The 12,345-nt window shown below is 67.5% G+C and carries 11 protein-coding genes; 8 read left to right on the top strand and 3 right to left on the bottom strand.

Annotated features, from left to right (window positions below):
• Positions 1-309 (bottom strand): hypothetical protein, encoded by a 309-nt coding sequence (locus tag OU995_RS26135; RefSeq protein WP_267833083.1) that lies wholly within the window; start codon positions 307-309, stop codon positions 1-3.
• A gap of 224 nt (positions 310-533) precedes the next feature.
• Between OU995_RS26135 and OU995_RS26140 the strand changes: the two genes are divergently transcribed.
• Positions 534-1,310, top strand: coding sequence for a Crp/Fnr family transcriptional regulator (locus OU995_RS26140; protein WP_267833084.1), 777 nt, complete (start codon positions 534-536; stop codon positions 1,308-1,310).
• Positions 1,311-1,380: 70 nt separating this feature from the next.
• On the opposite strand, the gene OU995_RS26145 is transcribed toward OU995_RS26140, so the two are convergent.
• Positions 1,381-1,965 carry a GNAT family N-acetyltransferase gene (locus OU995_RS26145; RefSeq protein ID WP_267833085.1) on the bottom strand — a complete coding sequence of 195 codons (585 nt, stop codon included), beginning with the start codon at positions 1,963-1,965 and terminating at the stop codon, positions 1,381-1,383.
• A gap of 276 nt (positions 1,966-2,241) precedes the next feature.
• On the opposite strand from OU995_RS26145, the gene imuA reads away from it, so the two are divergent.
• The 7 genes from imuA (at position 2,242) to OU995_RS26180 (ending at position 11,382) form a co-directional block, all read left to right on the top strand.
• Complete coding sequence (imuA, locus tag OU995_RS26150; protein ID WP_267833086.1) at positions 2,242-3,105, top strand: translesion DNA synthesis-associated protein ImuA; 864 nt, start codon at positions 2,242-2,244, stop codon at positions 3,103-3,105.
• A complete protein-coding gene (locus OU995_RS26155; RefSeq protein ID WP_267833087.1) occupies positions 3,065-4,405 on the top strand; it encodes a Y-family DNA polymerase in 1,341 nt (446 codons plus the stop codon). The genes imuA and OU995_RS26155 overlap by 41 nt, the downstream gene beginning before the upstream one ends.
• Before the next feature lie 15 nt (positions 4,406-4,420).
• Positions 4,421-7,669, top strand: a complete 3,249-nt coding sequence (locus OU995_RS26160; protein WP_267833088.1) for an error-prone DNA polymerase — start codon at positions 4,421-4,423, stop codon at positions 7,667-7,669.
• Between the two features lie 169 nt (positions 7,670-7,838).
• Complete coding sequence (locus OU995_RS26165) at positions 7,839-8,207, top strand: hypothetical protein (protein WP_267833089.1); 369 nt, start codon at positions 7,839-7,841, stop codon at positions 8,205-8,207.
• A 371-nt stretch (positions 8,208-8,578) separates the two neighbouring features.
• Entirely contained in the window at positions 8,579-9,811 is a 1,233-nt protein-coding gene (locus OU995_RS26170) for a hypothetical protein (RefSeq protein ID WP_267833090.1), read from the top strand.
• Between the two features lie 82 nt (positions 9,812-9,893).
• Positions 9,894-10,814, top strand: a complete 921-nt coding sequence (gene blaOXA / locus OU995_RS26175; RefSeq protein WP_267833091.1) for a class D beta-lactamase — start codon at positions 9,894-9,896, stop codon at positions 10,812-10,814.
• Between the two features lie 73 nt (positions 10,815-10,887).
• Entirely contained in the window at positions 10,888-11,382 is a 495-nt protein-coding gene (locus OU995_RS26180; RefSeq protein ID WP_267833092.1) for a copper chaperone PCu(A)C, read from the top strand.
• Here the strand turns inward: OU995_RS26180 and OU995_RS26185 are convergent.
• A complete protein-coding gene (locus tag OU995_RS26185) occupies positions 11,373-12,308 on the bottom strand; it encodes a LysR family transcriptional regulator (protein ID WP_267833093.1) in 936 nt (311 codons plus the stop codon). The two genes, OU995_RS26180 and OU995_RS26185, sit on opposite strands and share 10 nt — an antisense overlap.
• Positions 12,309-12,345: the final 37 nt, after the last annotated feature.

Below are 12,345 nucleotides of genomic sequence, written 5' to 3' on the forward strand. Positions count from 1 at the left end.
TCATTCGTCGGCCCACTGGGCCAGCCGGCGCTTCAGATCGTCCTGCAGCTTGCGGACATCGGCGGCACTGCGACACATCCGGGTCTCCCACTCCGGGCTGCGTGCCGGTCGCTTGGCCAGGCGGGCCAGCAGGTGGTCGGTGTCGGCTTGCAGGGTCAGCACCTCCTGCCCTTCGAAGCGGTAGGCATCGCCGCGTTCCGTCAGCGTGCGCCACTCTCGCAGGGTCCGCTTGAGTTGCACCAGCGCGGATTCGGCATTGAAGGGGGGCAGCGCGAAGAATCCGCCCAAGTCATCAGGATTCGAGCTCATCAGGGTCTCCAGGTGTTGTCATGGCCGTACAGCCCCGCGGATGGATGCATTGGAGGGCCGCATGAAGGCGGCTCGGGGACCGTCGAGGGACAGCAATGGGCAGAAAGAACGATATTTGACGCTGGATGCAACGACCAGCGACATTCCTAGGGAGAGTTCGGGGGCGGACTTTCCCCAGGAGGGGCTGTCCGTACGCTGTCAACCAACGGCACGATGATGGCCCCATGTCTGTCTCCACACCGCCGCCCTCACGAGCCACCCGGGAGGGCCGTCCAGTCCCACCTCGTCGGCCGCTGCGTGAGCGTGCGCGGTTGGCCACGCCCCGGGAGCTGGACGCCATTCCGTGGCTGCCCTCGCTGACGCCCTCGGAGCGTGAACAGATCGTGGCCCGGCTTCAGGTCGCTGAAGTGGAGGCCGGTGAGCACATCTGCCGGGTGGGTCGGGCGGCCAGCCACTGGTTCGGCGTCATCGACGGCCTGCTGAAGCTGAGCGAAGCACAGGCCAGCGCACGAACCTCGGGCTTCAACGGTGTCGCATCGGGAGGCTGGTGGGGCGAAAGTACCTTGCTGCGGCGGGAGACCTACCGGCATGACATTCAGGCCTTGCGCCACAGTGTCGTGGCCGGCTTGCCGCTGGAAGCATTCGAGGATTTGCTGGCCACCAGCATTGCCTTCAACCGCTACCTGCTCCGCCAGTTGAATGAACGGATGGAGCAACTGCTGGCAGCCCGTGAAATGGAACGGCGCAATGATCCCGACCTGCGGGTGGCCCGCCATCTGGCGGCGCTTTTCCATCCACAACTGTGCCCCGGTGTGGCGGGGCTGCTGCGCATCACGCAACAGGAACTGGGGCTGCTGGTCGGCCTGTCACGGCAGCGGGTGAATGAAGCGCTGGGACGGCTGGAAGCCGACCGCCTGATCGCAGTGGCTTACGGCGGTGTGCGGGTGCTGGAACTGGAGCGGCTGCGGCAGTATCCGGATGTGCTGCCGCCTTCCGGCTGAGGCCCCCAAACGCCACAAAAACGCCCCAACAACGCCACGTTTGGCCGGCCAGAGGCCACCAGCCCCCCTCTCAGGCGCCAAACGGTGTCGGCTCCGGCTGCTGCGGCGGACGGGCCTGGAACTGGGCCACATTGATTTCATACAGCAGGCTGGCGGCTTCGCCGGGATGGTCGGCCACCGAGCCCTTGAGCCGCAGGCCCAATCGTTCCACCGTCTTGCGGGCGGCCGTGTTGCCCGGGGGCAGCAGTGACTGCACCTCGCCGGACTTGAGGTCCCGAAACGCCATCTGCAAGGCGGCCAGCGACATTTCAGCCGCATAACCACACCCCCAGAAATCAGACCGGAAATGGAACTCCAGCAGCAGGGAGGGCACCCCGGTGACCAGCGCGCGGCTCAATCCACCAAACCCGATGGCGCCCCATTCAGGATGCTCCCGCAACTGAACGGCCCACGGACCAAAACCATCCGCCGCCCACAACGCCTGCCAATGCGCCAGACGGGCCGCTGCCCCCGTGCTCTCCGTGCCAAAGCGCAGATTGGCCGGGTCGGTAAGCGCTTCATGCAGCGATCGAAGATCGGCAGGGTGAGGCGCTCTCAGACGCAGGCGGGACGTGAACACGTCCGGCGCCAGACCAGCAGAGGGGGAATGCGGCATAAACATAGGGTTAGTACTTAAATTATGCGCTCCTCTTGGCTTCCAAGGCCATCTGTGGTGGTTGGCCGACTCTAATGTCGGGCTTTGTGCCGGTTGGCGAACATTGGCCGACCATTCAACGCCAAAGCGTCCGAGAAACGGACCATTCATCACCCAATCGTGTCGGATTCACGAAGCAGCTGACATCCGCCCGAGGCCCCTGGTTGAGTGACATCCACTTGCTTGTGGGGGCGGGGGCGACTCATATACTGTATGCCCATACAGTCTTTTTTCATCATGTCTTCCCAGCTTGCCGAGGTGGGGGCCTGGCCCTCTCCAGCGGGACTGCTGTCCCCTTCACAAAATGCCGGCCGCCCCGATGCCGTGCCCCTGCCACCCACCGTGGCGGAGGCCTTGTGGCGGGGTGATTCGCTGGGCCGGTCGTGCAACAGCCGCTGGTCCAGCGGTTTTCCGGCGCTGGATGCGGAACTGCCGGATGGCGGCTGGCCCTCGCGCCAGGTCACCGAGATTCTGCAACCCCAGTTCTCACTGGCCGAATGGCGGCTGGTGGGGCCGGCCTTGCGGGAGGTGGTGGCGCAAGGGGCTGCGGTCGTGCTGGTGGGCCCGCCCAAACGGCCGCACCTGCCGGGATTGATGCATCTCGGGCTGGGCGAACGGCAGTTGGTCTGGATCCAGGCCCAGGCGCCTTCGGAACGCCTGTGGTGTACCGAGCAGTTGATCAAGTCCAATGCGGCCGGTGCCATCATGGCCTGGCTGCCGCAGGCCTCGCCGGAACAGTTGCGCCGCCTGCAGGTGCTGGCCCAGTCGTTTGACGGGCCGGTCTTTCTCTTCCGGCCGCTGCAGGCCCGGCACGACCCGTCGCCTGCGCCCTTGCGGGTGTCGGTGGAGATGGATGTGGACTGGCAACTGCGCGTGACCCTGCTCAAGCGCAAAGGGCCTGCCCATGAGCAACCGGTGATGCTGCCCTCCATTCCTGGCGGGCTGGAGCTGGTGCTGACGCCGCGGGTGATGCGGCCCAGCGATTGGCTGTCCCACCCACAGCGGGTGCCGGCCTCGGCACCGTTGGTGGCCTCGGCCCCTGTTGCGAAGGAGGTCCGCCATGCTGTGGGTCGCCCTGATTCTTCCGCCCTCTCCTACTGACGATCCCAAGGCGCCTGCGGTGGTCTCGCCAGATGCCCAGCGGGGCCTGGCGATGTGGTGCCTGCAGTTCACACCCCGTGTGGCCCGTATGGAAGACGCGGTGGTGATGGAGGTAGCGGCCAGCCTGCGCCTGTTTCGTGGACGCGCGGCCCTCCAGGCCCGCCTGGCCGATGAAGCCCCGGACCTGGGCGTGTGCAGCATCGGCTGGGCCTCCACGGCCACGGCAGCGCTGATCCTGGCCCGCTGCGGCATCAAGGGTGTGGGAGACCGGCTGCTGCAGGCGGTGCTGGATCCACTGCCGCTGGGCACCCTGAGTGCTGCAGCCGTCCATGCCCCTGCGCTCAGCCGCGCGGGTGTGCGCACCCTGGGGCAACTGCGCCAACTGCCACGTGGCGGCATCAGCCGCCGCTTTGGCGCGGGCGTCCTGGCCGCCCTGGACCAGGCCTACGGCTTGCGGCCCGAAGTCCATGGCTGGGAAGCTTTGCCGGAGGACTTCCATGCCCGCCTGGAGCTGCCCAGCCGGGAAGACCGTGCCCCCGCCCTGCTGATGAGCGCACGGCCTTTGCTGATGCAGCTGTGCGGGTGGCTGGCCGCGCGCCATGCCGGCGCCACCGGCATCACCCTGCATTGGGTGCACGACTCCATGCGCGCCCGGGACATCGGTGATCACGGCCAGTTGACCGTGCGGACGGCCGAGCCCATTCGCGAGCTGGAGCATTTCTGCCGGCTGCTGGCCGAGCATCTGGCCAAGACGGCATTGCTGGCTCCGGTGGGGGAACTGCGGCTGGAAGCCGTGGGGGTGCAGGCGCTGACGGAAGACAGCGCCTCACTGCTGCCGGATGAGGTCCGTACCGGCGAAACGCTGTATCTCACGCTGGAACGCATTGCCGCCCGGCTGGGGCCGGAGCGTGTGATGCAGCCCGCACTGGCGGACGACCACCGGCTGGAATGGATGACGCGCTGGCAACCCTCCGACCCGGCCACGCACCAACGCAAAAGCCGCCCACGCCCCTGTGCGGCGCCGCAAACCCCGGAACCCACCTTCCTGCTGGATGCACCGCTGCGGCTGGCCGTGCGGGATCACCGCCCGCAGTACCAGGGCATGCTCACCTTGCTGATCGGGCCAGACCGGGTCGAAGGCGGCTGGTGGGATCGACTGCCGGATGACACCCCGGGCCATCGCAACGTCCTGCGCGACTATTGGGTGGCGGTCAATGCAAACGCCGGGGTGCTGGCCATCTTCCAGGAGCGCCTGGCCGATGGCGAGGGTGCCTGGTATCTGCACGGCATCTACGCCTGATGGGGAGCGCCCAGCATGAGCCCGCCCTCCGCAGACCGGTCTGCGGCCCCCCGCCCGTCCTTGGACCTTTCCAGCACCGCCGCTGCGTCCGCCGCTGAAGCGCCGCAGCTGCCGGACTATGCCGAGCTGCGCTGCATCAGCAACTTCAGTTTCCTGAAGGGCGCGAGCTGGCCGGAAGAGCTGGTGGAGCGGGCCAAGGCCCTGGGCTACCAGGCGCTGGCGCTGACCGATGAATGCAGCATGGCCGGCATGGTGCGAGCGCATGTCGCGGCCAAGGCGCATGGAGTGCGGCTGCTGGTGGGCAGCCAGTTCGAGGTGCAGGAGGCGTCCTGCGATTTCACGCTGGTGGTGCTGGCCTGCAACCTCAATGGCTACGGCAATCTGTGCCAGCTGATTTCCCGCCTGCGACGTGCCAGCGACAAAGGCACCTACCGCTGCACGCTGCGCGACATCGGCCCGCAGGACCTCGATGACTGCGTGGTGGTGGCCTGCCCGGACCGGTTTGCCCAGCCGGAGCCGCTGATGGCGCTGGCGCGCTGGCTGCTGTTGCGCTTCATCGGGCGCTGCTGGCTGGGCGTGGACCAGTTGCGTCGCAGTGATGACGAAATCCGTTTGCTGCGTCTGCGGGAGCTGAGCGCCCTCACCGAAATTCCGCTGGTGGCGGTGGGCAATGTCACGATGCATGTGCGCAGCCGCAAGCCCCTGCAGGACGTGCTCACGGCCACGCGGCTGTGCAAACCGCTCACCGAATGCGGCCAGGCACTGGAGCGCAATGCCGAGCGGCATCTGCGCGCCCGGGGGCGCCTGGGCATCAGCTTCCCGCCGGACCTGCTGGCCGAAACGCTGCAGGTGGCGGCGCGCTGCGACTTCAGCCTGGACGAGTTGCGCTACCGCTATCCCGATGAAGTGGTGCCGGACGGCGAGACCCCCGCTTCGCACCTGCGCCGCCTCACCTATGAGGGCGCAGGACGCCGCTGGCCACAGGGCATCCCGGCGGCCATCAGCGAGCAGATCGAACGCGAACTCACGCTCATCGAGGAACTGCACTATGAGCATTACTTCCTCACCGTGGCCGACATCGTCGAGTTTGCGCGCTCCCAGGGCATTCTCTGCCAGGGCCGGGGCAGCGCGGCCAACTCGGTGGTCTGCTACTGCACAGGTGTCACCGAGGTGGACCCGGGCCGGATGCAGGTGCTGTTTGAGCGCTTCATCAGCAAGGAACGCAACGAGCCGCCGGACATCGACATCGACTTCGAGCACGAACGCCGCGAGGAAGTCATCCAGTACCTCTACCGCAAATACACCCGGGACCGTGCCGCGCTGGCGGCGGTGGTCATTTCCTACCGGGTCAAGAGTGCGTTGCGAGATGTGGGCAAGGCGCTGGGATTCGACCCGGAAGCGCTGGATGCGCTCTGCAGCAACCACCAGTGGTGGGACGGCATGGACATTGATGCCGAGCGCCTGGCCGAGGTGGGGCTGGACATGCAGCAATTGGCCGTGCGCCAACTGCTGGACCTCACCCGCACCCTGCTGGGATTCCCGCGGCATCTCTCGCAGCATCCCGGCGGTTTTGTGCTGACACAAGGCCCGCTGACCCGCATGGTGCCGGTGGAAAACGCCTCCATGCCGGACCGCACCGTCATTGAATGGGACAAGGACGACCTGGACGCAGTGGGCCTGCTCAAGGTGGATGTGCTGGGTCTGGGCATGCTGACGGCCCTGCGCAAGACGCTGGCGCTGATCAGCGAGCGGGATGGGGATGTATTGGGTCTGCAGGACATTCCGTCGGAAGACCGCAAGACCTACGAGATGATCTCGCGGGCCGACACCATCGGGGTCTTCCAGATCGAAAGCCGGGCGCAGCGCAGCATGCTGCCACGGCTCAAGCCCCGCTGCTTCTACGACCTGGTGATCGAGGTGGCCATCGTGCGGCCGGGCCCCATCCAGGGCGGCATGGTGCATCCCTACCTGCAGCGGCGTCAGCAGCTGGAGCCGGTGGACTATCCCAGCGAGGCCTTGAAGGTGGTGCTGGAGCGCACCCTGGGGGTGCCGGTCTTCCAGGAGCAGGTCATGCAGATTGCCATGGTGGCGGCCGGCTTCACGGGCGGGGAGGCGGATGGTCTGCGGCGCTCGATGGCCGCCTGGAAACGCAAGGGCGGGCTGCAGAAGTACTACGACAAGATCGTGCAGGGCATGACCTCGCGGGGTTATCAGCTGGAATTTGCGCAGGCCATCTTCGAGCAGATCAAAGGGTTCTCGGAATACGGCTTTCCGGAATCGCATGCAGCTTCATTTGCCTTGCTGGTCTACAGCAGCAGTTGGCTCAAATGCCATCGGCCGACCGAATTCCTGGCGGGCATGCTCAATTCGCAGCCGCTGGGTTTTTACTCCCCCAGCCAGTTGGTGCAGGATGCACAGCGCCATGGCGTGGTGGTGTTGCCACCGGACGTGATGTACAGCGATTGGGACTGCACCCTGGAACCCTGCGAAGCCAGCCGTGCGGCGGACAGCCACGCCACCGACAGCCCCGCCGAGCAGAGATCGATGCGGCGCACGCCGATGGCGGTGCGGCTGGGCCTGCGGCTGGTGAAGGGGTTGCAGAAGGCCTCCGCACAAGCCATTCAGGAGGCACGTGCCCAAGCGCCATTTGACGATGCGGAGGATGTGGCCAGGCGGGCCGGCCTGAACCAGCAGCAGATGACGATGCTGGCGTCGGGGGACGCCCTGGCGAGCCTGAGCGGACACCGCCGCCAGCAGATGTGGGATGCGGCCGCCCAGCATGCGCCCCCGCCGCTGCTGCGCTCGGCACCGGTGCAGGAGGATTTTCTGGAACTGCCGCAGGCACCGGAGGGTGAGGACATCGTCTTTGACTATGCCTCGCTGGGCCTGACGCTGCGCAGCCATCCGCTGGCGCTGTTGCGGCCCTTGCTGCAGCAACGCCGGCTGATGACGGCGGCCGAGCTGGATGCCTCACCGGATGGACGGGTGGTGCGCGGGTGCGGCATCGTCACCGTCAAGCAGCAGCCGGCAACGGCCAAGGGCACCATCTTCATCTCGCTGGAAGACGAGACCGGCGATGTGCAGGTGATCGTGCACCGCAAGCTGTGGCAGCGGCAGCGTCAGGTGATGCTGCATGCACGGCTGCTGGCGGTGCGGGGGCAGTGGCAGCGCAAGGGGGAGGTGCGCAACCTCATCGCGGGTTATCTGGAAGACCTCACGCCGCTGCTGGGGCGTCTGCAGACGGAAAGCCGCGATTTCCACTGACCCGCGGCGCCCCCCCTTCAACGGCTTGCCCCCTTCAACGGCGGGCCCCCACACCGGCGCGCAGGTCTTGTCGAATCCATGCAGGATGAGCCGAAGTGGCCACTCCACGCGCACCCTTGCAGTGATCGCGAGGAGGTGCAGGTGTTCTGAAGAAGCGCACAATGGCCGCATGTCGACCGCCTTCATCTACCTGAAGCTCCCCACCCACGAGCTTCCTGCGGACCATCGCCTGGAAGACCGCATCGACCAGACCCTGCGCGACGCGGGCCTGGGCACGGTCCTGGGCTGGGGAAGCTCCTTGGGCGACGCCCCTCCGGGGCAGATGCGGCCGCTCGCCTTCCTGCGCATCGACATCGAAGCGGAAGATCTGGACGGTGCACGCTTGCTACTCCGGCAGTTGCTTCCGGAGGTGGGGGTTCCGGTGGGGACGGAACTTCACTTCACCCGCGCTCATCAGCCGCTCCAGGATGTGCTGGAGCCCACCGGCTGGCGGCTGGAGACGCTACTGCCGGGGGCCAAGCGGGCCTTTCCGCGCTGAATCCAGCCCCCTCAGTGAGGACGCGCTCAACGCCTCCTGGTTCTTGACGGAAGAGGCTTTCACGTCCCCCCGAAAATCCGTAACGCTCGTTACCCGGATCCCCGTCACGGCGCAAAATCCCCCACGCACAATCCAGCGCCGATGCCTGCCACTGTCACTGCCCACACCCCCACCCTGCGCGTCGAACTTCACCCCACGGGGGTCCGCCTGGGTGCAGACGCGCCGCTCCTGCGCAGCCGCCTGCTGCCCAGATTGATCGCCGCGCTGCTCCAGGCGCACGAAGAAGGCCTGGCCCGCCGAGACAGCCCTTGCAGCCGCGCCGACCTCTGCGCCCGCATGGCGGGCATGGCCGAACTTCACCGCACGCAGGTGTGGCGAGCCATGGCCCAACTGGCGGAGACGCCGCTCAGTGCGCTCATTGCCGCTCAAACCCCCAGTGGTGGCCCCTTCTGGCTGCACCAGCCGCTGCTGGCCCGCTGCAGCTTCCATCTCGACAGCGGCGCGCCGGCCCAGGGCGCTGCCCTTGCCGACTGGCTGGGCCAACGCCTGCCCCAGCCCCCGGCCGCTCCCCCCCCCTCATCCCCTGGGCCTACACCGAAGCGCTTGCCCGCGCCGACCACCTGCTCGACCGTGGCGAGCTCTACCCTGCCCGGCTTGCCCTCCAACAAGCCGCCCCGCACCAGCCCCCCCACGACCCGCTGGCCGCCGCGGCACTGGGCTGGCGCCGTGCCCGTATCGCCCGACGCCTTGGGGACTGGGGCGCCCTGCAGGATGAGCTGCGCGACCTCTCCCACACCCTCAACGACCCGCGCCTCCCCGCCCCCGAACGCCTGCAACTCCAGGCCCGCATCGCCATCCTTGCGGCGTGGCACTGGTATGGGAGCCTGGGCCAGCCCGCTGCGGCGCTGGCGCGGCTGGAAGAGGTGCCCCCCAACGCGCTGGCCTTTGACCCCACCCTCCGCTGCGACCACGGCAACCTTCGCGGCATTGCCCTGCGGGAGCTCGCTCTGGCGCAATCCGACCCCGCGCTCGCCGCCGCCTCCCTGGCCGCGCTGGGCGACGCCCTGCGCAGTGCCTCACTCGCCGGCCTGCCCGATGCGCTGCAGATCTGCGCCGCCAACCTCGCGCACGGCATCGGGCAGCTCTCTCATGCCGGCCTGCTCGACAGCGCGGCCAGCGTGCAGGAAGCACTGCGGTGGCTGCTGCTCAGCGACGTCATCTGCACCCGCTGGCAATTGGGCCGCAGTTCCCTGCTCAACACCATCTTTCTGCTGCGCCTGTGCGGCCTTGGCGGCTTGCGTTTTGCCGTGCTGCGCCGCCTGGCCGAAGACGCAGGACAGCCCTTGCAAGCCGACTCCTACGCCGCCCTTGCCGCGCAGCGATGGGACGCCTGCCGGGGGCGCCAATCGCAGATTCCGGCTGACCAGCGCTGCGCCTTTCTGCTGCTCTGGGCCCGCCATGCGGCGGCGGAATGCGACAGCTTCAGCGCGGCCGACCTCATCCGCCAGGCGCGCCTGCAGGCCCGCAAGCTGCGCGACCCGCAAGCCCGCCAGCGCTACCTCGATGAAGCCGATGCCCTGAGCCCGCAACCGCAACGCGCGTAACCGCACTTGAGCGCCCGGGCAAGGCCGCTGCGCACAACACTGAAGCCCTCGACACACTTGCCGCCACGAGCGCTTCAACACCATGCTTCAACGCCTGCCACGCCACCCTCTCGCTGCCCTGTTTGCCGGTGCCTGCCTCGTCCTCGGCGGCTGCAATGCCGCCACGGCCCAGGCCGATGGCAGCACGGCCACCCCCACCCCCACCCCCACCCCCACGCCCTCGACCACCAACAGCCGCAAGGCCGACGCCGACGCCGACCGCCGCGAACGATGGACCACACGCCCCGAGCTGCAGCGCGGCTTCAACGCCCTCAACACCCACGGCACGCTGGTGCTGATGGACAGCAGCTCGCGGCAATGGATGGCCTCGGACGCTGTCCGGGCCTATGCCGGATATGTCCCGGCCTCCACCTTCAAGATCCCCATGTCCCTCATCGCACTGGAAACCGGCGTGGCCCAGGACGAGAACACCAGCTTCCAGTGGGACGGCAAGAAGCGCAGCATGCCGGACTGGAATCGCGACCAGACCCTGGCGTCCGCCTACAAGGTCTCCGCCGTCTGGGTCTTCCAGCACCTGGCCCGTACCGTGGGCCAGCCCACCGTGCAGCAATTCCTCTACGACTTCCGTTATGGCAATGCCAAAGCCGGTCCGGTGGGAGACACCTTCTGGCTGGAGGGAGACCTGCGCATCAGCGCCGTGGGCCAGATTGAATTCCTGCGGCGCCTGCATGACCGCGAACTGCCCCTCTCCGACTCCACCTACGCCACCGCCCGCACGGTCATGCGACGCGACACGGGCCCCGGCTGGACGCTCTACGCCAAGACCGGCTGGAGCACCAGCTCGGAGCCCGCCATCGGCTGGTTCGTGGGATGGCTGGAGCGCGACCGTGACCCGCGCCCCATCTACTTCGCCCTCAACATGGACATGCTGAAGAGCTCCCTCGGCCCCAAGCGCGAAGCCGTCGTCAAGGACAGCCTGCGCTCGCTGGGCTACCTGGACTGACCGACATCAGCACGGGGCCAGGGCGGATGCCCGATACTTGCCTGCGTCATTCATCCCTGCAGGCAGGTCCCTCATGAAGATGCTTCCGTCCTTGTCCGTTCTGCGCGTGGCCGTCCCCGCCCTGTTGCTGGCCGTGGCCGGCCCCGTGCTGGCCCAGGTCAAGGTGACCGCGCCCTGGGTGCGCGCCACCGTGGCCCAGCAATCGTCCACCGGCGCCTTCATGCAGTTGCAGTCCCCCAAGGCTGTGAAGCTGGTGTCGGTGAGCACACCGGTGGCGGGCATTGTGGAAGTGCACGAAATGGCGATGGACGGCCCCGTCATGCGCATGCGTGCCGTCCCCGCCCTGGAGCTGCCGGCCGGCAAGCCGGTGGAACTCAAGCCCGGGGGTTATCACGTCATGCTGATGGACCTGAAAGGCCCGGTGAAGGAAGGGGATCAGGTGCCCTTCACGCTGGTGTTCGAAGGTGCGGACCAGAAGCGCGAGACGGTGCAGATCAAGGCCAGTGTGAAGGCGCTGGGGGCCGCCGCCAAGGATGACCACTCCGGCCATGCCGGGCATCAGCACTGAGCCAGCCCGGCCGCCAGATGATCCACCAGCGCCTTGATGCGTTGCGGCATGAAGCGCTGGCTGGGCATCAACGCATGCAAAGGCATCGGCCGCCCCACCCAGTCGGGCAGCACATCCACCAGGGCGCCGCTGGCCAGGCTTGCGCGCACATCCAGTTCGCTCTTGTAGGTCAGCCCGCGGCCCTCGAGTGCCCACAGATGGGCAATGCCGCCATCGTCGGCGCTGCGCTGCCCCTGCACGGCCACGTCCACGGCCGGCCCCGGCAGTTGGTCGCGCCGCCAGAAACGCCACTGCCGCTCCAGCCGGTCACCGATCTTGAAGCGGATGCACTCATGGCCGCTGCTCAGGTCCTCCGGCCGCTGCGGCCGGCCATGGCGGCGCAGATAGTCCGGTGAGGCCACCAGCAGGCGGCGACCGTCGAACAGCCGCCGGGCCACCAGACGCGAATCGGCCAGTTCCCCATACCGCAAGGCGATATCCACCTCGTCCCGCACCACATCCTGCAAGCCGTCGCCCACATTGAGGTGGAGTTCCACGCCCGGATGACGCTCCAGGAAGCTGTCCAGCAGCGGCAGCACCACGCGCCGGGTGAGGTCGCTGGAGGCGCTCATGCGAATGCGCCCGCGCAACACCAGCCCGGCCAGCCTGGCGCCGCCCGGCTCGCCCTCATGCAGTTGCGCCACCCCTTCTTCCAGCAGCTCCAGCGCACGCTGCGCATAGTCCCGCATCCGCTCGCCTGAGGCGGTGAGCCGCAGCGCACGGGTGCTGCGCTCCACAAGACGCGCGCCCAGCCGGGCTTCCAGCTTCTTCAACATGGCGCTGGCCGCCGCCGGGGTGATGTTCATCACCTTGGAGGCGGCAGTCAGGCTGCCGCCACGTGCGCATTCCACCAGCAGGCGCAGTTCCGCCGTATTTTCAATTTCCATTTGAAACTGATAGCAATTTGACTAGCTTCATTGATTG

The organism is Roseateles sp. SL47 (genome assembly GCF_026625885.1).
Taxonomy (GTDB): Bacteria; Pseudomonadota; Gammaproteobacteria; order Burkholderiales; family Burkholderiaceae_C; genus Roseateles.